This is a genomic window from Streptomyces sp. NPDC058052, from assembly GCF_042885515.1.
In the GTDB taxonomy this organism is placed as follows: Bacteria; Actinomycetota; Actinomycetes; order Streptomycetales; family Streptomycetaceae; genus Streptomyces.
In genome coordinates this window covers 119,991-144,370 of record NZ_JBHVRX010000003.1, presented here as the reverse complement: position 1 = coordinate 144,370, position 24,380 = coordinate 119,991, and the positions used below count along the sequence as shown (strand labels likewise).

At 74.3% G+C, this 24,380-nt stretch carries 20 protein-coding genes; 6 read left to right on the top strand and 14 right to left on the bottom strand.

Going from position 1 to position 24,380, the window contains the following annotated elements; translation table 11 throughout:
• Positions 1-41 precede the first annotated feature (41 nt).
• Positions 42-1,604: a cellulase family glycosylhydrolase gene (locus ACFVU3_RS05400; RefSeq protein WP_390063871.1), complete on the bottom strand. Its 1,563-nt coding sequence runs from the start codon at positions 1,602-1,604 to the stop codon at positions 42-44.
• 327 nt (positions 1,605-1,931) lie between these two features.
• On the opposite strand from ACFVU3_RS05400, the gene ACFVU3_RS05395 reads away from it, so the two are divergent.
• Complete coding sequence (locus ACFVU3_RS05395) at positions 1,932-4,847, top strand: glycoside hydrolase family 48 protein (RefSeq protein WP_390063869.1); 2,916 nt, start codon at positions 1,932-1,934, stop codon at positions 4,845-4,847.
• Positions 4,848-5,026: 179 nt separating this feature from the next.
• Here the strand turns inward: ACFVU3_RS05395 and ACFVU3_RS05390 are convergent, their stop codons facing one another.
• A complete protein-coding gene (locus ACFVU3_RS05390) occupies positions 5,027-5,887 on the bottom strand; it encodes an ABC transporter permease (protein WP_390063868.1) in 861 nt (286 codons plus the stop codon).
• The gene (locus tag ACFVU3_RS05385; protein WP_390063866.1) at positions 5,884-6,867 is read right to left on the bottom strand and encodes an ATP-binding cassette domain-containing protein; all 984 of its coding nucleotides are present in this window, start codon (positions 6,865-6,867) and stop codon (positions 5,884-5,886) included. The genes ACFVU3_RS05390 and ACFVU3_RS05385 overlap by 4 nt, the downstream gene beginning before the upstream one ends.
• Positions 6,868-6,999: 132 nt before the next feature.
• Between ACFVU3_RS05385 and ACFVU3_RS05380 the strand changes: the two genes are divergently transcribed.
• The 5 genes from ACFVU3_RS05380 (at position 7,000) to ACFVU3_RS05360 (ending at position 11,239) form a co-directional block, all read left to right on the top strand.
• Positions 7,000-8,175, top strand: a complete 1,176-nt coding sequence (locus ACFVU3_RS05380) for a sensor histidine kinase (protein ID WP_390063864.1) — start codon at positions 7,000-7,002, stop codon at positions 8,173-8,175.
• The gene (locus tag ACFVU3_RS05375) at positions 8,172-8,843 is read left to right on the top strand and encodes a response regulator (RefSeq protein WP_390063863.1); all 672 of its coding nucleotides are present in this window, start codon (positions 8,172-8,174) and stop codon (positions 8,841-8,843) included. The genes ACFVU3_RS05380 and ACFVU3_RS05375 overlap by 4 nt, the downstream gene beginning before the upstream one ends.
• 179 nt (positions 8,844-9,022) lie before the next feature.
• A complete protein-coding gene (locus ACFVU3_RS05370; protein WP_390063861.1) occupies positions 9,023-10,057 on the top strand; it encodes a LacI family DNA-binding transcriptional regulator in 1,035 nt (344 codons plus the stop codon).
• Positions 10,044-10,586, top strand: a complete 543-nt coding sequence (locus ACFVU3_RS05365; RefSeq protein ID WP_390063860.1) for a SigE family RNA polymerase sigma factor — start codon at positions 10,044-10,046, stop codon at positions 10,584-10,586. Before ACFVU3_RS05370 ends, ACFVU3_RS05365 begins: the two co-directional genes overlap by 14 nt.
• The gene (locus tag ACFVU3_RS05360) at positions 10,586-11,239 is read left to right on the top strand and encodes a hypothetical protein (protein ID WP_390063859.1); all 654 of its coding nucleotides are present in this window, start codon (positions 10,586-10,588) and stop codon (positions 11,237-11,239) included. The genes ACFVU3_RS05365 and ACFVU3_RS05360 overlap by 1 nt, the downstream gene beginning before the upstream one ends.
• Positions 11,240-11,290: 51 nt before the next feature.
• Here the strand turns inward: ACFVU3_RS05360 and ACFVU3_RS05355 are convergent, their stop codons facing one another.
• The 11 genes from ACFVU3_RS05355 to ACFVU3_RS05305 form a co-directional block, all read right to left on the bottom strand.
• The gene (locus tag ACFVU3_RS05355; RefSeq protein ID WP_390063857.1) at positions 11,291-12,433 is read right to left on the bottom strand and encodes a pectinesterase family protein; all 1,143 of its coding nucleotides are present in this window, start codon (positions 12,431-12,433) and stop codon (positions 11,291-11,293) included.
• A 129-nt stretch (positions 12,434-12,562) separates the two neighbouring features.
• Positions 12,563-13,858: a polysaccharide lyase family 1 protein gene (locus tag ACFVU3_RS05350; protein ID WP_390063855.1), complete on the bottom strand. Its 1,296-nt coding sequence runs from the start codon at positions 13,856-13,858 to the stop codon at positions 12,563-12,565.
• A 12-nt stretch (positions 13,859-13,870) separates the two neighbouring features.
• Entirely contained in the window at positions 13,871-14,725 is an 855-nt protein-coding gene (locus ACFVU3_RS05345) for a rhamnogalacturonan acetylesterase (protein ID WP_390064300.1), read from the bottom strand.
• Complete coding sequence (locus ACFVU3_RS05340; RefSeq protein ID WP_390063853.1) at positions 14,722-16,056, bottom strand: ABC transporter substrate-binding protein; 1,335 nt, start codon at positions 16,054-16,056, stop codon at positions 14,722-14,724. Before ACFVU3_RS05340 ends, ACFVU3_RS05345 begins: the two co-directional genes overlap by 4 nt.
• 98 nt (positions 16,057-16,154) lie before the next feature.
• Positions 16,155-17,711, bottom strand: a complete 1,557-nt coding sequence (locus ACFVU3_RS05335) for a family 43 glycosylhydrolase (RefSeq protein WP_390063852.1) — start codon at positions 17,709-17,711, stop codon at positions 16,155-16,157.
• Positions 17,708-18,556 (bottom strand): PmoA family protein, encoded by an 849-nt coding sequence (locus ACFVU3_RS05330; protein WP_390063851.1) that lies wholly within the window; start codon positions 18,554-18,556, stop codon positions 17,708-17,710. The genes ACFVU3_RS05335 and ACFVU3_RS05330 overlap by 4 nt, the downstream gene beginning before the upstream one ends.
• Positions 18,553-19,722: a Gfo/Idh/MocA family protein gene (locus ACFVU3_RS05325; protein WP_390063850.1), complete on the bottom strand. Its 1,170-nt coding sequence runs from the start codon at positions 19,720-19,722 to the stop codon at positions 18,553-18,555. The genes ACFVU3_RS05330 and ACFVU3_RS05325 overlap by 4 nt, the downstream gene beginning before the upstream one ends.
• Positions 19,719-20,639, bottom strand: coding sequence for a carbohydrate ABC transporter permease (locus tag ACFVU3_RS05320; protein WP_390063848.1), 921 nt, complete (start codon positions 20,637-20,639; stop codon positions 19,719-19,721). Before ACFVU3_RS05320 ends, ACFVU3_RS05325 begins: the two co-directional genes overlap by 4 nt.
• Entirely contained in the window at positions 20,636-21,574 is a 939-nt protein-coding gene (locus ACFVU3_RS05315) for a carbohydrate ABC transporter permease (protein WP_390063846.1), read from the bottom strand. Before ACFVU3_RS05315 ends, ACFVU3_RS05320 begins: the two co-directional genes overlap by 4 nt.
• 128 nt (positions 21,575-21,702) lie before the next feature.
• Positions 21,703-23,481 carry an L-arabinonate dehydratase gene (gene araD, locus ACFVU3_RS05310; protein WP_390063844.1) on the bottom strand — a complete coding sequence of 593 codons (1,779 nt, stop codon included), beginning with the start codon at positions 23,479-23,481 and terminating at the stop codon, positions 21,703-21,705.
• A complete protein-coding gene (locus ACFVU3_RS05305) occupies positions 23,478-24,380 on the bottom strand; it encodes a dihydrodipicolinate synthase family protein (protein WP_390063842.1) in 903 nt (300 codons plus the stop codon). Before ACFVU3_RS05305 ends, araD begins: the two co-directional genes overlap by 4 nt.

Here is a 24,380-nt window from a genome sequence, read left to right as displayed (position 1 = left end):
GGTGTGCGGGGGATGTGCGGGGTGCGCGGGGCGGACGTGCGTCACGGGGTGACCGCGCGCAGGTGGTCGCGCAGTCCGATGCCGAACGCGGTGGGTGTGCCGTCGTACGAACTGATCAGCGCGGGACCGGAGTTGCAGTTCCAGGTGTTCCAGGTCCAGCCCAGGTACGAGAGCCCGCGGTCGTCGAACCACTTCATGACGCGGTCGATGAACGCGTGTCCGCAGGTGTTCTCGCCGATCTCGCCCGCCAGCAGGGGGACCTGCGCGGCGACGGGGGCGAGGGTGTCGTTCCAGCACGTCTCGGTGGAGCAGGTGTTGAAGTTGTAGACGTGCCAGGCGGCGCCCAGATTCTGCGCCGGGTCGGTGGGGCGGTACGTCAGCCACTGGCTGAGGTCGTTGGAGTACGCGAGGCCGGGCACGAGGACGAGGTTCTTCGCTCCCGTGGCGCGGACCGCGTCCACCAGGTCCTGCATGCCGGCGACCTCGTACCCGATGCCGGGGCAGGTTCCGCCGTCGCGCCAGCAGGTCCACGCCTGGGTCGCGGTGGAGGTCGCCCGGTCCGGATAGGGCTCGTTGAAGAGGTCGAAGACGACGCGCTCGTCGTTCTTGAAGGTGTCGGCCACCGAGGTCCAGAACGCCGGGGTGTACTGGGCGTTCGGCATCGGCTTCTGGCAGGTGGCGTGCACGTCGCCGCAGCCCGAGGAGTTGCCGGTGTACTGGCCGTGGGTCCAGTGCAGTTCGACGACCGGGGTCATGCCGTGGGCCAGGACCTTGGTCACCAGGTCCTTCACGGCGTCGATGTAGTGCGTGCCCCGGTACTCGGGCTTGACGTTGTCGAGGCCGAGCCAGCACTCCTCGTTGAGGGGGATGCGGACCGTGTTGGCCTTCCAGTCGGCGATCGCCTTCACGGAGGCGTCGTCGGCCGGACCGTCCCAGATGCCGTAGCCCTGGACGCACATGAACTCGCCGCCGGAGCGGTTGACGCCGAGGAGGCGGCGGACCGCGCCGTTCTGGTCGGTGAACTTGTTCCCGGTGACGGAGAGTTCGGGCGCCCCGGTGACCGGAGTCGGCGGCGGGGAGGTGGGTGGGGTGGTCGGGGGAGTGGTGGGTGGTGTGGTCGGGGGGTCGGTCGGGGGAGTCGTGGGCGGATCGGTCGGGGGAGTGGTGGGCGGGGCCGTCGGCCCGTCCACGGTGCAGGGCGCACCGCCGAGCGTGAACGCGATGGGGGCCGTGTTGGCCCCCGCCCACGAGGCGATGAAGCCCGCCGTCACCTTCGCGCCGGCGCCCAGCTGGGCGTTCCAGCTCTCGTTGGCGACGGTCACCGCGGCACCGGACTGGGTCCACTTGCCGCCCCAGCCCTGGCTGACCTGCTGGCCGGCCGGGAAGGAGAAGCCGAGGCTCCAGCCGTTCAGCGCCGTGCTGCCGTTGGTGACGGTGACGGCACCCTGGAAGCCTCCGGTCCACTGGTTGGTGACCGAGTACTCCACGGTGCAGACGGGTGCGGCCGCGGCTCCTGTGGCCGTACCCACGACGGCGAGCGCGGTGCTCGCCATCGCGACCGCTGCTCCTGCGAGCAGCGCGGTGAGACGGGGGGGATGTCGCATGAGCGAGTCCTCACAGCGAGGGCACGCCCCCTACGGCGTGCCGACTGGATGGAATCGCTCCCACTGGTCGGGGCAGACCGTAGCGTCAACCGCGGCCAAGCAAAAGAGGAGTTGAGGAAATTCCTCGTCGCTTGCCTTCGACTCTTCACGCATCTTGACGTGGTTGCGTCACGCTTGCACAGTGGGAGCGCTCCCACTGGTTCACGGCTTGTTCACGCACCCCCCGTACGGCCCGCTCGGCGCCCTTCGCGCCACCCGCTCGACGCACTCCGTACGGCCCGCTCTTCGCACACCCCGACCTCCCGAGCCGCGAGGAGACCCACCCGCATGCCACGCCTGAGACCACGCCGCCCGCGCAGGCACCTGACCGCCCTGACCGCAGCACTCTCCCTCCCCCTCGGCCTCCTGGCCGCCGGTGCCGGCGCCGGCACCGCGCAGGCCGCCGCCGTGCAGTGCAGCGTCGACTACAGAACCAACGACTGGGGTTCGGGCTTCACCGCCGAACTCACCCTGACCAACCGGGGATCCGAAGCCCTGAACGGCTGGACCCTCACCTACTCCCACGCCGGCGACCAGAAGCTCACCAACGGCTGGAACGGCGTCTGGTCCCAGTCCGGAAAGAACGTCACGGTCACCAGCGCCGGCTGGAACGGCACCGTCGCCGCAGGCGCCGCCGTCACGGCCGGAGGCCAGTTCACGTACAGCGGCACCAACGCCGCCCCCGCGGACTTCGCCGTCAACGGCACCCTCTGCGCCGGCGCCCACCAGCCGCCGGTCGCCGTCCTCACCAGCCCCGCCGCCGGCGCGGTCTACGCCGCGGGCGACGCCGTCCCGCTCGCCGCCACCGCCGCCGCGGCCGACGGCGCCACCGTCGACAAGGTCGAGTTCTACAGCGACACGACCCTGCTCGGTACCGACACCGCCGCGCCCTTCACGCACAGCGCGGCCGGTCTCGCCGCGGGCGCCCACTCCGTCTACGCCAAGGCGTACGACAACCGGGGCACCTCCGCCGAGTCCGCGCCGGTCGGCATCACGGTGGCCGCGGGACCCGCGCTCGTCGCCACCCCGGGACAGCTCGCCGTCCGCCAGGGCGCCACCGGCACCTTCGACCTCAAGCTGTCGGCGGCCCCGACGGCGAACGTCACGGTCACCGTGGCCCGTACCTCCGGCAACACCGGCCTGACCGCCGCCCCGGCCTCGCTCACCTTCACCCCGGCGAACTGGAACACCGCCCAGAAGGTGACCGTCACCGCGGCGGCCACCGGCACCGGCACCGCCGTCTTCACCGCGACCGCCCCGAACCACGCCGCGGCGGAGATCCAGGCCACCCAGCTCGCCGCGGACTCCACCTACGACGCCCGCTTCCTCGACCTGTACGGGAAGATCACCAACCCCGCCAACGGCTACTTCTCGCCCGAGGGCATCCCGTACCACTCCGTCGAGACCCTGATCGTCGAGGCCCCCGACCACGGGCACGAGACGACCTCGGAGGCGTACAGCTACCTGATCTGGCTCCAGGCCATGTACGGCAAGATCACCGGTGACTGGGCCAGGTTCAACGGCGCGTGGGACACCATGGAGAAGTACATGATCCCCACCCACGCGGACCAGCCGACGAACTCCGCCTACAACGCCTCGAAGCCGGCCACCTACGCCCCCGAGTGGGACCTCCCCTCGCAGTACCCGGCGAAGCTGGACTCCGGCGTCACCTCCGGCTCCGACCCGATCGCCGCCGAGCTGAAGAGCGCCTACGGCACCGACGACATCTACGGCATGCACTGGATCCAGGACGTCGACAACGTCTACGGCTTCGGCAACGAGCCCGGGAAGTGCTCCGCGGGACCGGCGGCCACCGGCCCCTCGTACATCAACACCTTCCAGCGCGGTCCGCAGGAGTCCGTCTGGGAGACCGTCACCCACCCGACCTGCGACAACTTCACCTACGGCGGGAAGAACGGCTACCTCGACCTCTTCACCGGGGACGCCTCCTACGCCAAGCAGTGGAAGTACACCAACGCCCCCGACGCCGACGCCCGCGCCGTCCAGGCCGCCTACTGGGCCGACCTCTGGGCCAAGCAGCAGGGCAAGGGCGCGCAGGTCTCCACCACCGTCGGCAAGGCCGCCAAGATGGGCGACTACCTGCGGTACGCCATGTTCGACAAGTACTTCAAGAAGGTCGGCGACTGCGTCGGCCCGACCGCCTGCCCCGCCGGCACCGGCAAGAACAGCTCCCACTACCTGATGTCCTGGTACTACGCCTGGGGCGGCGCCGTCGACACCTCGGCCGGCTGGTCCTGGCGGATCGGCTCCAGCCACGCCCACGGCGGCTACCAGAACCCGCTCGCCGCCTACGCGCTCAGCGCCTACGCCCCGCTCAAGCCCAAGTCGGCGACGGGGCAGGCGGACTGGGCCACCAGCCTCGACCGGCAGCTGGAGTTCTACCGCTGGCTCCAGTCCGACGAGGGCGCGATCGCGGGCGGCGCCACCAACAGCTGGCAGGGCCGCTACGCCACCCCGCCGGCCGGCACGCCGACCTTCCACGGCATGTACTACGACGAGAAGCCCGTCTACCACGACCCGGCGTCGAACCAGTGGTTCGGCTTCCAGGCGTGGTCGATGGAGCGGGTCGCCGAGTACTACCAGCAGACCGGTGACGCCGAGGCGAAGACCGTCCTCGACAAGTGGGTCTCCTGGGCGCTGTCGAAGACCACGGTCAACCCCGACGGCACCTTCCGCATCCCCTCCACCCTCCAGTGGTCCGGCGCCCCGGACACCTGGAACGCGGCGGACCCCGGCGCCAACGCCGGCCTGCACGTCACCGTCGCCGACTACACGAACGACGTCGGCGTCGCCGCCGCCTACGCCAAGACCCTCACCTACTACGCGGCCAAGTCCGGCCACGCGGAGGCCAAGCGGGTCGCCAAGGCCCTCCTCGACGGCATGTGGGACCACCACCAGGACCCGCTGGGCATCGCCGTGGAGGAGACCCGCGCCGACTACCACCGCTTCGACGACCCGGTGTACGTGCCGACCGGCTGGACCGGCGCGATGCCGAACGGCGACACGGTGAACGGCACCTCCACCTTCGCCTCGATCCGCTCCTTCTACCAGGACGACCCGGCCTGGCCGAAGATCGAGGCGTACCTGGCGGGCGGCGCCGCCCCCGTCTTCACCTACCACCGGTTCTGGGCCCAGGCGGACATCGCCCTGGCCATGGGCTCGTACGCGGAGCTGCTCGAATAACAGCCCGCCCCGCGCGAGGGGCTCCGCGTACGACGAGGGGTGTGGCGCCGGCCCGGCCGTGAGCCCGGTGCGGCCGGCGGGACATCCTTCGAGGCCGGGCGGTTCCCGTAAGGGGCCGCCCGGCCTTCGCGCGTTCCGGCCCGGGGCTCCGGCCGGGGCGGTGCGCCGCCGGCGGGGCCTCAGACGTCGCGGTGGCGGACCGCCGCCACCGCGACGGCGAGCCCGGCCACGCCCCAGGCGCCGAGGACGGTCCACGCCTCCGTCACCGTCGCCGGGTACCTCTCCGTCACCGGAAGCGCCGGATCGCGGACGAGCGTCGTCCAGGCGTCCAGGGGCAGCAGATGGCCCGTCTCCCTGACCCAGCGGTACGTGTCGCCCTGGAACAGCGCGGGCAGCAGCAGGAGCACGCCGATCACCGTGACGGCGGCTCCGGCCGCGTGGCGCACCACCGCCCCCGCCGCCATGCCCGCGAGCCCGCACACCGGCGCGAGCAGCGCGGACGCGGCGACCGACCGCAGCGCGCCCGGGTCCGACAGGGACAGGCCGCCGTGCTCCCGCAGCAGGGCCTGCGTCACCGCGAACGACGTCAGGGCCACACAGGCGCCGAAGACCAGCAGCACGCCCGCCACCACGGCCGCCTTCGCCGCGACGACCGCCCGCCGGTCCGGCACGGCGGCGAACGTGGTCCGCGCCAGGCCCGTCGCGTACTCGCCGGAGAGCGCGACCGCGCCGAGGCAGGCGGCGAGGACCATCAGCAGCTGCCAGGCGGGATCGACGAACGCGGTCCCCAGCGCGTCGAACGCGAAGGCCGCGGGCTCGGGCCCGGTGCCGGCCCCCGGGCCCGGGCCCCGGTCGAGCCGGTCCGCGTTCGACCGGGCCGCGTTGACGCAGATCCCGGTCACCACGAGCCCGCCGGCGGCGAGGACGCCCGGGGTCGAGCGCAGCGACCACAGCTTGATCCACTCCGCGCGGAGCAGGTGCCGGAACCGCGCCGGCGCCTCCGGCGGGGTGAGGTGACGGACGGGTGCGGGGGCGTTCATCGGGCGGACTCCTCACGGGCGGATCCGGACACGGGCAGCGGGGCGGCAGGCGGGCCGGGCTCCGGCCCGGCGGGATCCGAGGCGCCGAACTCGACGCGGTCGGCGGTCAGTTCGAGGAACACCTCCTCCAGCGAGGCCGACCGGGCCGTCAGCGCGTGCAGCCGTACGCCGTGCGCGTGCGCGAGGTCGCCGACGCGCTCGGCGCTCGCGCCGGTCACCGTCCAGCCGCCGTCGCCCGCGTCCCGGAGCACCGCGCCCGGCTCGGCCCGCAGCGCCCCGGCGAGCGCCGAGGGGTCCGGGGTCCGGACCGCGACGGCCGGGCCACCGCCCCTGCCGGCGAAGACGGCGAGCGGCTCCGCGGCGACGAGCCGGCCCCGGCCCACCACGAGCAGGTCGTCGGCGGTGTGCTCCATCTCGCCCATGAGGTGGCTGGAGACCAGGACCGCCCGGCCCTCCGCCGCCAGCGTCCGGAACAGGCCCCGCACCCAGCGCACGCCCTCCGGGTCGAGGCCGTTGAGCGGCTCGTCGAAGAGGAGCACGGGAGGGTCGCCGAGGAGCGCGGCCGCGATGCCGAGCCGCTGCCTCATGCCCAGGGAGAAGCCGCCGATCCGGCGGCCGGCCGCCGGATCCAGGCCGACGGTCCCGAGGACCTCGTCGACCCGGCGGGCCGGCAGGCCGTTGCCGTGCGCCAGCGCGGCGAGATGCGCGCGGGCGGTACGGCCCCCGTGCACCTCGTGCGCGTCGAGGAGGGCTCCGACGTGCCGGAGCCCGCGCGGCCGGTCGCGGAACGGCCGCCCGTCGACCGTCACCGTGCCGGACGTCGGTGCCGTCAGGCCCAGGACCATGCGCAGGGCGGTGGACTTCCCCGCCCCGTTGGGGCCGAGGAAGCCGGTCACGCGGCCCGGCCGGACGGTGAAGGACAGGCGGTCGACCGCCGTGACGCGTCCATAGCGTTTCGTGAGTGCGTTCGCTTCGATCACGGTCTCCACGCTGCCGCCGAGGCCCCTTCCCCGGCATCGGCCGGCGGGCGGGCCCCGAGGCCCGCCGTGTCGCCCGCGGGCGTAAGCCCGTGGGCCGATGCGCCGCCGCGGGGCGCTTCCTAGGATTCCGGCATGACCGTTCCTCCGGCCGTGACCGGGGCCCTCACCTGGGCCGCCGCCCTCGCCCACCTCGTGGTGCCGACCGTCGTGGTCCTGCACACCGCGGAGCCCACCGGGACACGGCTCGTGCTCCCCGTGCTGGCGGCCGCCCTGGTGGTGCCGCTGTTCCGGCACCGGCCCGGGACCGCGCTCGCGCTGCTGCTCGCCGGTTCGGCCCCGGCGGCGGTCGCGGCCTCCTCGCGGATCGCCGCCGTGTACGCGCCCGGCACCGACGCCGGCTGGCAGCTCGGACAGGTACAGGCGCTCCTCGCCGACCTCGCCGTCGCGTACGTGGCCGCCACCCGCCGCCCCCTCGCCGCGGCCGCCGCGGCCGCCGCGACCCTCGCCACCCAGGCGGTCTCCCTGACGTACGCGCGCACGGGAGCGGACGCGTACCTCTCCCACCTCGTCGTCCTCGTGCTCACGGTCGCGCTGGCCTGGACCGCCGGCCACCTGCTGCGCGAGCGGCGCGAGCACGCCCGCGAGCTGCGGTCCAGGGAGGCGGCCGAGGCCGTCACGGCGGAACGGCTCCGCATCGCCCGCGAGCTGCACGACATGGTCGCCCACAGCATCGGCGTCATCACCATCCAGGCCGGGGTCGGCCGCCGGGTCGCCGACGCCCGGCCCGAGGAGGCCCGCCGGGCGCTCGCCGCGATCGAGAGCACCGGGAAGGACACCCTCGCGGGCCTGCGCCGGATGCTCGTCGCCCTGCGCGCGGACGACCCGGAGGGCGCGCCGCGCGACCCCGCGCCCGGCCTCGCCGACCTCGACCGGCTGGTCGCCGCGACCGCCGGCGCGGGCGTGCGCGTCGGCCTGGAGCGGCGCGGGACGCCCCGCCCCCTCCCGCCGGACGTGGAACTCGCCGCGTACCGGATCGTGCAGGAAGGAGTCACCAACGTGGTGCGGCACGCGGGCACCGACTCCTGCCGGGTCGTCGTCGACCTGACCGGCGACGCCGTCGGCGTCGAGATCACGGACGAGGGCACCGGCGCGGCCGGGAGCGGCGCCCGGGCGGACGGCGCCGGATACGGCATCACCGGCATGCGCGAGCGGGCCGCCCTGCTGCGCGGCCAGTTCACGGCCGGGCCCCGGCCGGGCGGCGGCTTCCGCGTCGCCGCCCGCCTGCCCCTCCCGCGGGAGGCCCGGTGACGACCGCCCCGGTCCGGCTCCTCCTCGTCGACGACCAGCCCCTCATCCGGGCCGGCCTGCGCCTGCTCGCCGCCGAGACGCCCGACCTCGACGTGGTCGGCGAGGCGGCCGACGGCGCCGAGGCGGTCGTCCTCGCCGAGCGGACCAGGCCCGACGTGGTGCTGATGGACGTACGCATGCCGGGCATGGACGGCATCGAGGCCACCCGCCGCATCACCGAGGGCCCCAGCGGCGCCCGGGTGCTGGTCCTCACCACCTTCGACGACGACGACAACGTGTACGGGGCGCTGCGTGCCGGCGCCGGCGGCTTCCTCGTCAAGGACATGGACCTCGACGACATCCTCGGCGCCGTACGGGTGGTCGCGCGCGGGGACGCGCTGATCGCCCCCGCGGTGACGACCCGTCTGATCGCGGCCTTCGCCCGGCCGCCCGCCCCCGCCGCTCCCGCGCCCCGCCCGCTCCCCGAAGCCGTCACCGACCGGGAGCGGGAGGTCCTCACCCTGGTGGGGCGCGGGCTCTCCAACGCGGAGATCGCGGGCGAGCTCTTCATCAGCCCGGCCACGGCCAAGGCGCACGTGGCCAGGCTGCTCACCCGGCTCGGCGCCCGGGACCGCGTCCAGCTGGTGATCCACGCCTACGAGTTCGGGCTGGTGAGCCCGTACTCGTGACGGAGGCCGGCGGGTTCCGTCCCCCCGTACCGCACGCCCCCGCACAACCCCGCGCGACGCCCGGGCCCTTGGACTCCTCGCACCCCGCCTGGACAGTCCGGCGAGCGGCCGCTTAGGGTCGGGGGTCCCTGTCGCCGACGGGCACCCCACCCACCCCGGACCAGCCCAGGAGCGCGCACGTGGTCACCCTCGCCGACGTCGCCCGTCACGCCGGTGTGTCGGCCAGCACCGTCAGCTACGTCCTGAGCGGCAAGCGCTCCATCTCCGCCGCCACCCGCGAGCGCATCCAGCACTCCATCGACGAGCTCGGCTACCGCCCCCACGCCGGGGCCCGCGCCCTCGCCGGCGGCCGGACCAGCATCCTCGCCCTGATGATGCCGCTGCGCACCGGCCTCTACGTGCCGGTCATGATGGAGATCGCCATGGCCGTCACCACCACGGCCCGCGCCCACGGCTACGACGTGCTGCTGCTCACCGGCGAGGAGGGCCCCGAGGCCGTCCGCCGCGTCGAGGGCAGCGCCGTCGCCGACGCCATGATCGTCATGGACGTCGAGCTCGACGACCCCCGCCTCCCCCTCCTCCGGGAGGCCGAGCGGCCCTCCGTCCTCATCGGCCTGCCCGCCGACCCCGCCGGGCTCGACTGCGTGGACCTCGACTTCGCCGCCGCCGGCGCCCGCTGCGTCGACCACCTCGCCGGCCTCGGCCACCGCCGCCTCGCCGTCCTCGGCGAACCCCCCGCCGTCTACGCCCGGGGCACCGGCTACGCCGAGCGCACCCTCACCGGCGTCCGCTCCGCCGCCGCCGCGCACGGCCTCGACGTGCTCCACCGCCCCGTCGACGGCACCTACGCGGCCGTCGCCGCCGCCGTCACCCGCGTCTTCGAGGAACGCCCCGGCACCACCGCCCTCCTCGTCCAGAACGAGGCCGCCGTCGAACCCCTCCTCGCCGTCCTGCGCCACCAGGGCCGCGCCGTCCCCGAGGACGTCTCCGTCGCCGCCCTCTGCCCCGACCAGGTCGCCGCCCACGCCTCCGTCCCCCTCACCGCCGTCGCCGTGCCCGCCCAGGACATGGGGCGGATCGCCGTCGAGCGGCTCGTCGCGCGGCTGCGCGGCCACGCCCCGCACGGCACCGAACTCCTCGCGCCGCGGCTCACCGTCCGCGCCAGCAGCGGCCCGGCGCCCGCCGCACCGGGGGGCGGCCGTGGCCGGGACTGACGCCGGCGAGGACCGGGACGACGCGGCCGAGTTCCGGGACTTCTTCGACCGCCACTACGCCGAACTCGCCCGCCTCGCCCACCTCCTCACCGGCGAGACCGACGCCGCCGACGACCTCGCCGCCGACGCGATGCTCGCCCTCTGGCACCGCTGGGACCGGGTCCGCGCCGCCGACCACCCCGCCGCCTACGCCCGGGGCGTCGTCGCCAACCTCGTCCGCACCCGCATCCGCGGCACCGTCCGCGAACGCCGCCGGATCGCCGCCTTCTGGGACCGGCGCCCCGAGCACACCGAGGACCCGGACGTGCCCGCCGTCGTCGACGTCAGGACCGCGCTGCGCGCCCTGCCGTTCCGCAAGCGCGCCTGCGTCGTGCTCCGCCACGCCTTCGACCTCTCCGAGCGGGACACCGCCCTGGCCCTGGGCGTCTCGGTCGGCACGGTCAAGAGCCAGACGGCCAAGGGCATGGCCGAACTCCAGAAGCTGCTCGGCGGCCGGGCCGCCACCGAACTCGCCGCGGGGAGGCGCTGATGGACGAGACACGGCTGCGCGGCGAGCTGCGCGAGGCGGCGCTCGCGCACCGGCCGGACCGGGCCCGGATGCTGGCCCGGGTCGAGCGGGGCATGGCCGGTCCGCCGCCCGCCCGCCCCCGGACGCCCGGCCGCGCCTCCTGGGCCGGCCGCCGGTGGACGGCGACCGCGGCCGTCGCCGCGACCGTCGTGGGCGTCGTCGGTCTCGGCGGCCTCGCCGTCACCGCTCTCCAGGACAGGCCCGCGCCCCCGGCGGCCGTCGCGGCGCCCGGGCCGGTGGCCCGCGCGGCCGGCACCATCGACCCGGGCAGCAACCGCTGGTGGGCCCAGAGCGACCTGGCCGTCACCACGGACGCCGAGGTCACCGGCCTCACCGTCGAGGTGCGGGTCGCCCTCACCGGCGGGATCGTGAGCACCGGCCACTGGCAGACCCGGTCCGCCGGCGACTTCACGGTGACGGTCGCGGAGGAGTCCGGCGCCCTCGTCCACCGCTGGACGCTGAAGGAGGGCCGCACGGTGCCGGCGGGCCCGCACACCTTCGCCGCCCAGTACAACCACGCCGAGGGCACCCGGGACGCCTCGGGCGACACGTACACCGTCGTCCTCACCGGCCGTGACGGCGGCAGGACGACCCTGCGGGGCGGCTTCTCCTGACGGTGCGGCCGGACACCCGGCCGCACCGCCGCTCCCGCGTCCGCGCCGTGCTCAGGGGCGGACCCCGGCGGCCGGGTCCCAGTCGCCGAGGTACCCGGCCCGGGTCGCCCCCGCCGCCTGCGCGGCGGTCAGCAGCGGACGGTTCTCCGGCACCGTGACCAGCGCGCCCCGGCCCGTGTTGCGGTACTCCGCGAAGCGCTGCTCCTGCCAGGGGTACGCGTCCCGCATGTTCGCGTACGGCGCCACCGCGTCGATCCCGGCGCCCAGCACGCTCTCCCGGACCACCAGCGACGGCCGGGCCGTCGGATCGGAACCGGGCACCCACGGCCGCGCCAGCTTGTAGAAGCCGTCCGGGGCCTCGCTGGTGACCCGGCACCTGGAGACCAGGAAGCCGTACGGGTTGGCGCGGGCCGTCGACGGGGCGAAGACGAAGCCGTACGGCGGGCCCGCCAGGTCCGTGCGGACCAGCGTCCGGAAGCGGCAGTGCTCGAAGACCGCCGTGGCCCGCCCGAAGACGAAGTCCACGTCGCCCTCCACGAAGCAGTGCGCGAAGTACTGGCGGGCGAAGGCGGTCAGCGACATCGAGTCCGCGTACAGGGTGTCCTGGTGGCCCAGGAACCGGCAGTGGTAGAAGGCCGAACGGTCGCCCTGGGCCTTCACCGCCACCGCCTGCGTGCCCGGATCGCCCGGCAGGTCGGTGCGGAGGAAGTCGTTGGCGAAGGTGACCGCGTGGGCGGTGAAGTCCGCGGCCTGGAGGGTCACCGTGGCGGAGCCGGTCGTGCCGTAGGTGCCGGAGCCGTCCGGCTTCGGCGTGCCGGCCGCGTTGTCGTACACGACCACGACGTCCCGGGCGTCCCCGCTCGCCCCGATCCACGTCATGCCGGTCCTGGCCGCGCTCACGGCGACCGTCTCCCGGTACGTGCCCGGCGCGAGCACCAGCGTCCAGCCGGCCCCGTCCGCCGCGCCCACCGCCGCCTGGACGGAGGCGTGGTCCCCGAGGCCGCCCGGGTGGACGTAGAGCGTCCGGGGCGTCAGCCGCGCGGCCGGCGAACCGTACCGCCCGAAGGGGCCGGCCGGACGCGCCGCCGCGAGGGCGGGCGCCGCCGGCACGGCGAGCGCGGCGAGGGCCGCGCCCGCGCCGGTGAGGAAGGCACGGCGGCCGGGAGGCGTGCGGGGGTGGTGGTGCGAGGGCATGCGGATGCTCCTTCGCCGAAGCAGTGACAGGGGAGAGGAGGGGAGGGGAGGGAGAAGGGAACCGGGCCGGGGCGGGCGCGACGGGACGGGGGTGCCGCGCTCCGCCCCGGCCCGGGGCAGGGGGGTCGGTCAGCGCAGGCGGCCGGCTCCGGCGCCGAGACCGACGAGGAGCGGCACCGCCCGCGGGTGGTCCACCCGGGTGCGCAGGACGGGCGTCCAGCCCGCGTCGCCGCGCAGCGTCTCCTCGGGGAACCGCTCGTTGTGGACGGCCAGCAGGTCCACCGGACGGCCGTTGACGTAGTTGCCCGTGGTGGTGACGGGCGCGTCCTTCCACTTCTTGAGGATCTGTCCGGCGGGGACCTCCGAGGACAGGGTGAAGGCGTTCTTCTCCGCGTACAGCTGCGACTCCTGGCCGATGCCCAGGCTGTACACGTAGTCCGTGTCCGGCACCTTGAAGTGGTTGTTGTACGCGTCGACCTGGCCGAAGCGGACCCGCGGCGCCCGCTCCACCACGTCGTCGAAGAGGTTGTGGTGGAGGGTGACGCGGAGCTTGCCGCGGTCGGTGGCGCCCGCGCTGTCGCTGTTGCCGATCATCAGCGTCTTGTCGTGGTCGGTGAAGACGTTCCACGAGACCGTGACCAGGTCCGCGCCGCGCACGACGTCCAGCTCGCCGTCGTGCTGCTGGTACACCTCGCCGTAGTACGACGGCAGCGAACTGTCGGGGTGGCGGCCGTCGGTGAAGGTGTTGTGGTCGATCCAGACGTGGGTGGAGCCGTACACGACCAGGCTGTCGTACTCCGAGTTCCAGGCGCCGGTGGCACCGTCCGTCGGGTCCCACTGCGGGAAGCAGTCGAGCGGGCTCTCCAGCTGCAGGTTGCGGATCACCACGTTGTCGACGCCGGTGACCTGGAGGCTGGCGCCGAGGATCGTGGCGTTCCGGCCGACGCCGACGAGGGTGGTGTGGGCGGGCACCTTCACCTTGATGGCCTGGCCCTGGGCGGCGGCGGAGGCGGCGCGCAGCTCCTCCTGGGGGCCGCTGACCTCGGTCTCGTACCCCCAGACGGCGGGGTCGTAGTCGGCGAGATAGCGGTCGAAGTCGTAGCCGGGGGCCTCGAAGGCGGCGCAGCCGGCCTCGGTGGCGTTCAGGGTGCCGACGACCTTGACGATCCGCGGCTCGGTGCCGGGGACGGCGAGCGCGGCCCGCAGCTCGGCCCAGGTGGTGACGGTGAAGACGCGGGAGGCGTCGGCGGCGGCGCCTCCGGTGGTGCCGGCGCCCTCGGAGGCCCAGCCGTCGCCGGCGGGGAGGGTGGCCCGGGCCGGGTCGGCGGCCGGGCGGTGCCCGGAGTGGGCGCCGGCGGCGGGTGCGGTGACGGTGAGGACGAGGGCGGCGGCGGCCACCGCTCCCAGCTTCGTGCTTCTGTTCACGCGCGGTTCTCCTCAGGATGCGGAAGGGACTGCGGGGGGCCAGGTGATCCACCGGGCGGGGAGCTCGTCGTCGAGCCGGCGGGTCTCGCGCGGGGCGAGGACCCGGGTGCGGAGCAGTTCGCGGGCCACGAGCCGGGCCACCTCGATCGCCCCGGGCGGGTTGAAGTGGGTGTTGTCCTGCTCGGTGGCGGTCCAGTTGAAGTAGGTCTTCGTCGCCTCGGGGCCGAGCCGCTGCCACAGCGCCAGCGACAGCGCCTCGATGTCGAGCAGCGGGACGCCGGAGGCGGCAGCGGCCGCGCGGGCGGCGGCCGGGTGGTCGCCGAGCGAGCGCTGGGCGGTGCCGGCGGAGTCGAAGCGGCGGCGCTCCACGGAGGTCGCGATCACCGGGTGGGCGCCCCGCGCGCGGGCGGTCTCGACGAAGACCCGCAGGTTGTCCTGGTAGGCGCCCCAGGGGGCGGCGTACCGGGCGGGGTCGGTGGCCTTGGAGTCGTTGTGCCCGAACTGGACGAGCAGCACGTCCCCGGGGCGCAGGGCGGCGGCGATCGGTTCGAGCCGCCCTTCGTCGAGGAAGCTCTTGGTGGAGCGGCCGTTGACCGCGTGGTTGGCGACGGCGAGCTCCCGGTGCAGGAAGAACGGGAGGGCCATGCCCCAGCCGGTCTCGGGGGCCGCGTCGGCGTACTTCTGCGCGGCGGTGGAGTCTCCGGCGAGGAAGAGGGTGCGGCGGCGGGCGGAGGACCCCTCACCGGTGCGGGAGGAGGCGGCCTCGGCGGGGGCGGGGTCCTCGGTACGGGCGGCGGCCGGCCGGGCGGCCAGGGCGAGCACCAGGCCCGCCCCGGCCACGACCGCCTCACGGCGGCCGACCGTCACTTCTTCTGCGACTTCCACTCGGCCTGGGCCTCGTTCAGCTGCTCGGCCAGGGCGTCCGCGAAGTCCTTCGCGGACATCGAACCGAGCAGCACCTTCTGGAAGTTGGCCTCGTTGTCGGCCTTGGAGATGGTGTTCCAGTCCGGCAGGTAGTACGGCAGCTGGACGATGGTCGCCTTGCCGCTGAAGAGGACCTCGGCGGCGAGCTTGGTCGGCTCGGCCTCCTGGAGCCACGGGTCCCGCGCCGCCTCGGTGTGGGCGGGGATGGCGCCGGCGGACTTGTTCCACTTGGAGTTGGAGGCGTGACCGGCCGCGAACTCGATGAACTTCCAGGCGGCCGCCTTGTTCTTGCTGGAGGAGAAGAGGCCGAGGCCGTCGACGGGGTTGGAGACCATCACGCGGGTGCCGTCGTCGAGCGTCGGGTTCGGTATGCCGCGGAACTTCTCGGTGCCCAGGGCCTTCACGTGGTCCTGGTAGGAGCCGAGGTTGTGGTTCAGCATGCCGATCTCGCCGCTGTCCCACTGGGCGACCATCTTGGTGAAGTCGTTGTTGACGTCCGCCGCCGGGGTGTTCTTCTTGAAGAGGCCGGCGTACTTCTCCAGCGCGGCGACGTTCTCCGGGTCGTTGACGGTGGTCCGGTCGCCCTCCCAGAAGGACTGGATGCCGCTCTGGCCGTACATGGCGTCGAGGGCCTGGGCGATGGAGCCGGCGCCGCCGCGGATGGTGTAGCCGAAGCGGTTCTCGTCCCGGGCGGTGAGCTTGCCGGCCGCCGCGTAGAACTTCGACCAGGTGGTGGGCTCCTCCAGGCCGGCCGCCTCGAACAGGTCGGTGCGGTAGTAGAGGACGCCGTTGCTGGCCGAGGTGGGGACGGTGAAGAGCTTGTCCTGGCCGCCGGCCGCCTTGACGGACTCGACCATGCCGGGGTTCAGCTTGCCGAAGAGGGAGCTGCCCTCGATCCGCGCGTCCAGCGGCTCCAGGGCGCCCTGCGCGGCGATCCCGGCGAGCATCGCCGCGCCGACGCCGCCGACGTCCGGCAGCGCGCCGCCCTGGATGGCGGTGTCGTACTTGGACTGCACCTCCTTCGAGGCGACGCCGACGTACTCGACGTCGATGTCCGGGTTCGCCTTCTCGAAGTCGGCGATGATCTCCTTCCAGACGTCCGTGCGGACACCGCCGTTGTTGTCCCAGAAGGTGATCTTGCCCTTGCCCGATCCCTCGGTTCCCTCGCCGCCGGCGCCGCTGCCGTCGTCACCGCAGGCGGTGACGGTCAGCGCGAGGACGCCGGAGAGGGCGAGGGCGAGGGCGGCTCTGCGCCGGCCGGGGAAGATGGTCATCGTCGGCTCTCTTCTCTCGGGGTGGTGCTCGGGGGTGGTGCTCGGGGTGGTGCGGGGGAGGGGAAGGGGTGTGGGGGAGTACGGGCGCCCGCCGGGGTTCAGCGGGCGGTGGTGGCGGCGAGGGTGCGGAAGCCGGTGAACACGCCCGTCCCGGCGTGCCCCTCGCCCTCGGGCGCGGCGGCGAACAGGCCGAGCAGGGCGCCCACCCACCGCCAGGGGGTGGCCGCGAACTCCGGGCCGAGCCGGACGGGTCCCTCGCCGGCGTCGCAGGAGAAGCGGCAGCGGGCGTCGGCCGTGACCTCGATCCGCAGCAGCGCCTCGTCGGTGCCGATCGGCCGGGCCCGGTCCGCGTCCCGCTCGCGGTCGGCGTTGCCCGGCGCGAAGCGGTGGGTGAGGAACACCCGTCCGTCGGCGGCCCGTTCCAGGCCGATCCAGGCGTACGCGTCGCCGAGCACGACCAGGCCGGCCCGGGCCCCGGGCGCCCCGGACTCCAGCCGCAGCCGGACCTCCACGGTCCGGGCCCCGGCGGGCAGCCGCTGCGTCAGCACGTGCGGCACCGTCCGCAGGTCGCCGGCCCGGTCCGTGCGGACGCAGGCGAGCCGCAGTCCGTGCCCCCGGTGCGGGGTCGTCCACTCCGCACCGGGGTTGGCGGTCCACGTCCACTGCGGCCCGAAGGAGCCTCCGGGGAAGGCGTCGTCCACCACCGGGCGGGCCGGCGGGGCCTCGGGCAGGGCGGGCTTGCGGTGGACGCGGACGGGGGAGCCGTCGTCGCCCATCACCGGCCAGCCGTCCGCGTCCCAGCGCATCGGCTGGAGGTGGACGAGACGCCCGTGCGCGCCGGTCTGCTGGAAGTGCAGGAACCAGTCCTCGCCGGCGCCGGTCCGCACCCAGCCGCCCTGGTGGGGGCCGTTGACGTCGGTGTCGCCCTGGGAGAGGACGATCCGCTCCTCGTACGGGCCGAGGAAGGAGTCCGCCCGGAAGGCGCCCTGCCAGCCGGTGGCGACCCCGCCGGCCGGGGCGAGGATCCAGAACCGGCCGTCGTGCCGGTACAGCTTGGGGCCCTCCAGGGTGAACCAGCCGGGGAGGAGGTCGGCGTCGACGAGCGTCCGGCCCTCGTCGAGGACCCCGGCGCCGTCCGGGCTCATCCGGTGCCCGGTCAGCCGGTTGTTGAACCCGGCGCGGGACCTGGCCCAGCCGTGCACCAGGTACGCCTCGCCGGTCTCCGGGTCCCACAGCGGGCAGGCGTCGATCAGTCCCCGCCCCTCCTTCACCAGGTGCGGCCGGCTCCACGGACCGTCGACCGACGCCGAGTGGACCTGGAAGATCCCGTGGTCGGGGTCGCCCCAGAAGATCCAGAACCGGCCGTCGTGGTGGCGGAAGGACGGCGCCCACACCCCGCGGTCGTGCCGGGGCGCGGTGAACGCCTCCTCGGGGACGAGCCGTTCGAGGGCGTGCCCGACGAGCGTCCAGTTCACCAGGTCGCGGGAGTGCAGCAGCGGCAGGCCGGGGGCGCGGCCGAAGCTGGAGGCGGTGAGATAGAAGTCCTCGCCGACCCGGACGACGTCCGGGTCGGACCAGTCCGCCGCCAGGACCGGGTTGCGGTACGTGCCGTTCCCCAGGTCGCCGGTGATCCCGGGCACCGCGGGCCCGGTCACGGCGTGACCGCCTTGCGCACCAGGGCCGCGGCCGCGTCGCGGTCGAGCCGCCCGTCGGCGACGACCGTGACCACGCGCCGGACGAAGGTCGCGCCGGCCGGGACCGCGAGCCGCTCGTCATGGGCGAGGGAGGAGCCGACGCCGGGGTACTCGGCGGCGCGGACGAACCACGGGTCGCGCCGGGTCGTCTCCGTCGCGCCCGCGAAGACCAGCGTCCAGCCGTCGCCGGCCATGGCCACCCAGTCGGCGCGGGCGCCGTGGACGGCCTCCTCGCCGTCGGCGGCGGGACCGAACACCTCGGGCGCCGCCGGCTCCTTGGGGGCGCGCCAGAAGAATCCGCCGTAGGCCGCGCCCGGCCGCCCGTTGGTGGCCGGGCTGCCGATGGACAGGTCGCGGCCGGAGACGTTGGCGACGGAGGACGTCAGGTCGAGCGCCCACGCCGTGCCGGTGAGGGCCACCGCGGCGACCGTGCGGTGCTCGGCGAGCAGCCGCTCCCCGCCGGCGGTCCAGCTCAGCTCCTCGACGAAGCCGTCCGGGTCGCACAGCTTGAAGCCGTCGTGCCGCTGGACGCCGTGGTTGTCGAGCGCGACCGGGCCGCGGCCGCGGACGAAGGTCCGCCCGCCCCAGAAGTTCTTCCCCCCGACGTCCGGGACGGCGATCCCGGCGCCGAGGTGGTGCACGTGGTCCTCGGGCAGCACCTCGGTGACGGCCCGCCCGGCGAGCGTCGTCACCGGGTGCAGGTAGGGGCGCGGGGAGTGGCCGGCGGCGAGCGCCGGCCGGGTCACGCAGTGGGCGACCGCGCGTCCCGCGACCCGCAGCGCGGTGGTGGTGCCGGTGGCGCTCATCGGACCTCCGCCGGGGCCGCTGTCGCCCAGGGGGCGCCGAGCTCGGAGTAGAGCCGGAGCTGTTCGGCGCTCGCGTCGACCAGCGCCTCCACGCCTTCCACGACCCGCCGTTCCGCGCTCTCGCCGGGCTCGGCGCGCCAGTGGGCGGCGGGCAGCGGCAGCGGGTCGGGGGCGGTGCGGACCGCCTCGACGACCCGCATGAAGGCGCCCGTCCCGGCCGGCGGCACGAGGAGCGGGGTGCCGCCGGTGACGTGCGCGACCAGGTTCTCCAGGAGGTCGGTGCGTCCGTACACGGTCTCCTCCGGGCCGTGCCCGGCGCGCTGGAGCAGGACCCGGTCCTCGCGGTACCAGAAGGTGATCCGGCCGCGGGTGCCGTGCACGACCACGTACGGCTCCCCGGTCCGCTCCGCGCAGAGCGTCGCCGCCACGGTCACCGGGAGCCCGGCGGTGGTGGTGACGCGGACGGCGGAGGTGTCGTCGGACTCGATGGCGTGGGCGTGGAAGAGCTCGGTCTCGACGCCGGCGACGTCCTCGGCGCGGGTGGTCCCGGCGAGCGCGAGGGCGGTCGCGACGGCGTGGGCGAGCGGGTTGGTGAGCGCCCCGTCGACGACGTCGCGGCCGTCGAGCCGGCGCCGGCCGGCCCAGGGGGCGCGCCGGAAGTAGGCCGCGTCGCGGACCCAGGCGCCGGCCGCGCCGACGCCCCGGACCTCGCCGATCGCGCCCCGGGCGACGAGGTCGCGGACGGCGGGGACGGCGTGCGAGCCGAGCGACTGGAAGCCGATCTGGCAGGCCCGGCCGGCCGCTTCGACGCCGTCGGCCATGCGGCGGAACTCCGCGTAGGACGGGGCCGGCGGCTTCTCCAGGAGGAGGTCGGCGCCGTGCCGGGCGGCGGCCAGTGCCATGTCGGTGTGGGTGTGGATCGGGGTGCTGAGGACGGCCAGCTTCGCGCCGGTGGCGGCGAGCAGCGCCTCGAAGTCGTCGGACTGGGCGGGGTCGCCGAGGCCGTCGAGCTCGGTGGCGTCGAGCGGGCGGAGCTCGCAGACGCCGGCGAGGCGGACCAGGCCGAGCCGTTCGAGGCGGTGGATGTTGAGGAGGTGGCTGCGGCCGTGGCCGCGGGCGCCGGCGAGGACGACGGGCAGGGGTTCGGTCGCGGACACGGGGCTCATCCCTTCACCGCCCCGGCGCTGAAGCCGGTGACGAGCCACTTCTGGATGAAGGCGAAGACGATCACGACGGGGACGGCGGCGATGACGCCGCCCGCGGCGAGCGCGCCGAGGTCGACGCTGTCGGCGCCCATGAGGGTGTTGAGGCCGACCGGGATGGTCTGCTTGCTCTGGCTGCTGAGGAACATCAGGGCGAAGAGGAAGTGGTTCCAGGCGTGGACGAAGGCGAAGGAGCCGACGGCGACCAGGCCGGGCCGCAGCAGCGGGAGGACCACGATCAGGAAGGCGCGGAAGCGGTTGCAGCCGTCGACCCAGGCGGCCTCCTCCAGGGAGGGGGGCACGTTCCTGATGAAGCCGCTGATGAGGATCATCGACAGCGGGAGCTGGAAGACCGTCTCGGCGAGGATGACGCTGCCGATCGAGTTGATCATCCGCAGTTCGGCGAAGATCTGGAAGAGCGGGACGAGGAGCAGGGCGCCCGGCACGAACTGGGAGCAGAGGAGGGCCAGCATGAAGCCCTTCTTGATCCGGAAGTCGAAGCGGGCGAGGGCGTATCCGCCGGCCAGCGCGACGAGCGTGGTGCTGATGAGCACGGCGACGCCGATGAGCAGGCTGTTCTGGAAGAAGACCCCGAAGCTGCGGTCGGTCCACACCTTCTCGAAGTGCTCGGTGGTCATCGGCCAGGGCAGCAGCGAGGTGGAGCCGGCGGGCCGGACGGCGAAGAGGAAGATCCAGTAGAAGGGGACGAGGGTGAAGACGAGGTAGACGCCGAGCGGCAGGTAGATCTGCCAGCGGGGGACCTCGTCCCAGGCCCGGTGCCGCTTGCGGGCGGCGGAGGGCGGGGTGCCCTGCGGCGGCTCGGCGGGGGGCGTGGCCCCGTCGGCGGGGGCGGTGCGGGTGCGGGTGGCTGCGGCGGTCACTTGCTGTCGCCTCCGAACTTGCTCAGGCGCAGATAGACGATCGAGCAGAAGAGAAGGATCACGAACGCCACCGTGGTGAGGGCGGAGGCGTAGCCGAAGTTGTGGGCGTCGACGCTGGTCTCGGCGACGTAGAGCGGCAGGGTCGTGGTGACGCCCGCGGGTCCGCCGCCGGTCAGCGTGTAGAGCAGGTCGACGTTGTTGAACTCCCACACCGCGCGCAGCAGCGTGGAGAGGACGATCGCGTCCCGGATGTGGGGGAGCGTGATGTGGAAGAACTGCCGCAGCCTGCCCGCCCCGTCGACCTCGGCGGCCTCGTACAGGTCGCCCGGGATCGACTGGAGGTCGGCGAGGATGAGGATGGCGAAGAAGGGCACGCCGCGCCAGAGGTCCGCGACGATCGCGGCCCAGAAGACGGTGCCGGTGTCGGAGAGCAGGGAGGTGCCGTACTCGCCGATGCCGAGGTCCGCCAGGTAACGGGTGATGCCGGTCTGCGAGTTGTAGAGCAGGACCCAGATCGCCGAGGTGAGCACACCGGAGACGGCCCAGGGGGAGAAGACCAGGGCGCGGCCCAGGGCCCGGCCGGCGAAGGTCTGGTTGACGATGAGGGCGAGCGCGAGCCCGAAGAGGAGCTGGAGCGTCACCTCGACCACGACCCACTTGAGGCTGAAGCTGAGCGTGCCCCAGAAGTGCGGGTCGTCGGTGAAGATCTTGGTGAAGTTGTCGAGGCCGGCGAAGCCGTTCCGCCAGGGCTTGGTCGGGTTGTAGTGCTGGAGGCTGTAGTAGAAGACGCTCAGCACGGGGTAGGCGATGAAGCCCAGCATCAGCAGGCCGGCGGGGGCGATCAGCAGATACGGCAGCCGGCGGGGCGTCGCTCCCGTGCGGCGGCGCTCCCGTGCCGTGGCGGCTCGGGGCGGTTTGGTCACAGCTGTGGCCATGACGGCGGCTCCGTTCTCGGGCGGGCGGTGCGAGAGGTTCGGGAAGCGCTTTCTGTCAGAGGTGAAGCGCTTCGCGAACAGCGTTCGGTATGTCGAACAAGAAGGGCGGTGACGGTCGTGGCGGGGAGTCAGCCCGCGTAGGGTTCGGGGGTCGTGCCCGGCCGGGCCAGGAACTCGAAGTCGCAGCCCGTGTCGGCCTGGGAGATCTGCTCCATGTACAGCGCGCCGTAACCGCGCTCGTACCGGGCCGGCGGTGGCGTCCACGCGGCCGCGCGGCGCTCCAGCTCCTCGTCCGTGACCTGCAGATGGAGGGAGCGGGCCGCGACGTCGAGGGTGATCGTATCGCCCGTGCGGACCAGGGCGAGAGGTCCGCCGACATGCGATTCCGGCGCCACGTGCAGCACACAGGCCCCGTAGCTCGTCCCGCTCATGCGCGCGTCCGAGATCCGGACCATGTCCCGCACCCCCTGCTCCAGGAGGTACTTCGGGATCGGCAGCATCCCGTACTCCGGCATCCCCGGGCCGCCCTTGGGCCCCGCGCCGCGCAGCACCAGGACGTGGTCGGCGGTGATGCCGAGCGCCGGGTCGTCGATGGTCCGCTGCATCGTGCGGTAGTCCTCGAAGACGACGGCCGGGCCGGTGTGCTTGAGGAACCGCTGCTCCATGGCGACGTGCTTGACGACCGCCCCGTCCGGGCACAGGTTGCCCCGCAGCACCGCGAGTCCGCCCTCGGCCGCCAGCGGCCGGTGCCGCTCCCGGATCACCTCGTCGTCGTGGACGAGGGCCCCGTCGAGCTGCTCGCGCAGGGTCGCGTGGGAGACCGTCGGCCGGTCCAGGTGGAGCACGTCCGTGAGCCGCGACAGGAATCCGGTCATCCCGCCCGCGAAGTGGAAGTCCTCCATCAGGTACGCCCCGCCGGGCCGCAGGTTCGCGAGCACCGGCACCGTCCGCGCGATCCGGTCGAAGTCGTCCAGCGTCAGCTTCACGCCCGAGCGGCCGGCCATCGCGATCAGGTGGATCACCGCGTTGGTCGAGCCGCCCAGCGCGAGCACCGCGGCGACCGCGTCCTCGTACGCCTCCCGGGTCAGCAGCCGTGAGAGCCGCAGGTCCTGACGGACCAGCTCCACGATCCGCATCCCCGACGCGGCGGCCATCCGGTCGTGCCCCGAGTCCACCGCCGGCACCGACGAGGCGCCCGGCACGGTCACGCCCAGGGTCTCCGCCGCCGCCGTCAGCGTCGACGCCGTCCCCATCGTCATGCAGTGGCCGGGGGAGCGGGCGAGCCCGCTCTCCAGCTCGGCCATCTCGCAGTCGCCGATGGTGCCGGCCCGCCGCTCGTCCCAGTACTTCCACATGTCGGTGCCGGAGCCGAGGGTCTCCCCGCGCCAGTGGCCCGGCAGCATCGGCCCCGCCGGCACGAACACCGCCGGCAGGTCCACCGAGGCCGCGCCCATCAGCAGCGCCGGCGTCGTCTTGTCGCAGCCGCCCATCAGCACCGCCCCGTCCACCGGGTACGAGCGCAGCAGCTCCTCCGTCTCCATGGCGAGGAGGTTGCGGTAGAGCATGGGCGTCGGCTTCTGGAAGGTCTCGGACAGCGTGGACACCGGGAACTCCAGCGGGAAGCCGCCCGCCTGCCACACCCCCCGCTTGACGGCCTGCGCGCGGTCGCGCAGGTGGACGTGGCAGGGGTTGATGTCCGACCAGGTGTTGAGGATCGCGATCACCGGCTTGCCGAGGTGCTCCTCCGGCAGGTAGCCGAGCTGGCGGGTCCGGGCCCGGTGGCTGAACGACCGCAGCCCGTCGGTCCCGTACCACTGGTGACTGCGCAGCTCCTCGGGGCGCACCTCGCGGGGGCCGGCCCCGCCGTCCGCCCGCTCCCCGGGGCGCCTCTCCGGTCCGCCGGTCATATCGGCCACCCGCCCGCGATCGCCGCGACCTCGGCCCGCTCGCTCTCCGGGAGCTCCCGGCTCGGCGGCCGGATGTCGCGGCGGCACAGCCCGAGCGAGGCCAGCGCCTCCTTCACCACGGTCACGTTGTCCGCGCTGCCGTTGGCGGCGCGCAGCTCCTCGAAGCGGCGGATCCGCTCCCACACCTTCATGGCGGTCCCGTAGTCGCCGGCCCGCAGCGCCTCCAGCATCTCCAGGGAGAGCGCGGGGGCGACGTTGACCAGGCCCGAGGTGAAGCCGGTGGCCCCGGCCGAGAAGTACGAGGGCGCGTACGGTTCCGCCAGCCCGGCCACCCACACGAACCGGTCCAGGCCCGCGTCCCGGGCGAAGCCGGCGAACCGGGCGGCGTCCGGCACCGCGTACTTCACGCCGACCACGTTCGGGCAGGCGGCGCCGAGGTCGGCCAGCCGCTCCCCGCTCAGCAGCGGATTGCGGATGTAGGGGACGACGCCGAGCTCCGGCACCGCGTCGGCGATGGCCCGGTGGTAGTCGACCCAGCCGCTCTCGGAGACGTACGGGTGCACCGGCTGGTGGACCATCACCATGTGCGCCCCGGTGTCCCGGGCGTGCCGGGCCGCCTCGACCGCGGTCGGCACGTCGTGTCCGACGCCGACCAGGATCGCGGCGCGGCCGGCCGCCTCGGCGACCGTCGCCTCGGTGATCGAGCGCCGCTCGTCGGGGGTGAGGGCGTAGAACTCGCCCGTGTTGCCGTTGGGGGTGAGGGTGCGCACCCCGCCGTCGAGCAGCCGGCGCAGCAGCGCCCGGTGGGCGGCGGAGTCCACCCGGCCGTCCTCGGCGAACGGCGTGACCGGGATGGCCACGACGTCGGCGAGGGCGGCCCGAAGGGTCTCGAATGTCAT

Excerpts from the sequence above, each read along its gene's own strand:
- ACFVU3_RS05315 (WP_390063846.1), bottom strand. The coding sequence starts at position 21,574 with ATGGCCACAGCTGTGACCAAACCGCCCCGAGCCGCCACGGCACGGGAG.
- ACFVU3_RS05325 (WP_390063850.1), bottom strand. The coding sequence starts at position 19,722 with ATGAGCCCCGTGTCCGCGACCGAACCCCTGCCCGTCGTCCTCGCCGGC.
- ACFVU3_RS05360 (WP_390063859.1), top strand. The coding sequence starts at position 10,586 with ATGGACGAGACACGGCTGCGCGGCGAGCTGCGCGAGGCGGCGCTCGCG.
- araD (WP_390063844.1), bottom strand. The coding sequence starts at position 23,481 with ATGACCGGCGGACCGGAGAGGCGCCCCGGGGAGCGGGCGGACGGCGGG.
- ACFVU3_RS05395 (WP_390063869.1), top strand. The coding sequence starts at position 1,932 with ATGCCACGCCTGAGACCACGCCGCCCGCGCAGGCACCTGACCGCCCTG.
- ACFVU3_RS05305 (WP_390063842.1), bottom strand. The coding sequence starts at position 24,380 with ATGACATTCGAGACCCTTCGGGCCGCCCTCGCCGACGTCGTGGCCATC.
- ACFVU3_RS05340 (WP_390063853.1), bottom strand. The coding sequence starts at position 16,056 with ATGACCATCTTCCCCGGCCGGCGCAGAGCCGCCCTCGCCCTCGCCCTC.
- ACFVU3_RS05390 (WP_390063868.1), bottom strand. The coding sequence starts at position 5,887 with ATGAACGCCCCCGCACCCGTCCGTCACCTCACCCCGCCGGAGGCGCCG.
- ACFVU3_RS05380 (WP_390063864.1), top strand. The coding sequence starts at position 7,000 with ATGACCGTTCCTCCGGCCGTGACCGGGGCCCTCACCTGGGCCGCCGCC.
- ACFVU3_RS05330 (WP_390063851.1), bottom strand. The coding sequence starts at position 18,556 with ATGAGCGCCACCGGCACCACCACCGCGCTGCGGGTCGCGGGACGCGCG.
- ACFVU3_RS05400 (WP_390063871.1), bottom strand. The coding sequence starts at position 1,604 with ATGCGACATCCCCCCCGTCTCACCGCGCTGCTCGCAGGAGCAGCGGTC.
- ACFVU3_RS05355 (WP_390063857.1), bottom strand. The coding sequence starts at position 12,433 with ATGCCCTCGCACCACCACCCCCGCACGCCTCCCGGCCGCCGTGCCTTC.